The sequence below is a fragment of the Adlercreutzia sp. DFI.6.23 genome, from assembly GCF_024462535.1.
Classification (GTDB): domain Bacteria; phylum Actinomycetota; class Coriobacteriia; order Coriobacteriales; family Eggerthellaceae; genus Adlercreutzia; species Adlercreutzia rubneri.
In genome coordinates this window covers 1-398 of record NZ_JANGBP010000200.1, presented here as the reverse complement: position 1 = coordinate 398, position 398 = coordinate 1, and the positions used below count along the sequence as shown (strand labels likewise).

Annotated in this window: 1 pseudogene; it reads right to left on the bottom strand. The window is 69.3% G+C overall.

Annotated features, from left to right (window positions below):
• Positions 1-307: pseudogene (locus NE591_RS13005) on the bottom strand (glutamate synthase-related protein); the annotation flags it as partial.
• Between the last annotated feature and the right edge of the window lie 91 nt (positions 308-398).

The window sequence follows — 398 nt, the reverse complement described above, 5'->3', positions numbered from 1 at the left end:
AGATCAACGAGGAGGTGTCGCGCACCCGCATGATCCCCGAGGGCACCGACGCCATCTCGCCGGGCAGATGCCCTCCGATGCCGGGCTTGGCGCCCTGGCCGATTTTGATCTCGATGGCGGCGCCGGCGTTCAGGTAGTGCGGGTCCACGCCGAAGCGCCCGCTGGCCACCTGCACGATGGCGCGGTCGGCTTAGGGCTCCAAGTCGCGGTGCAGGCCGCCCTCGCCGCAGTTGAAGTAGGTGCCGAGCTCGCGTGCGGCTAGGGCCAGCGCCTTCTGGGTGTTAAGCGACACCGAGCCGAAGCTCATGGCCGAGAACATGACGGGCGCGTCGCACGACCGCTGGGGCGGCAGGGGAGAGACGACGGTGCGTGTGCGCTCGTTCACGCGCAGCTTGCTC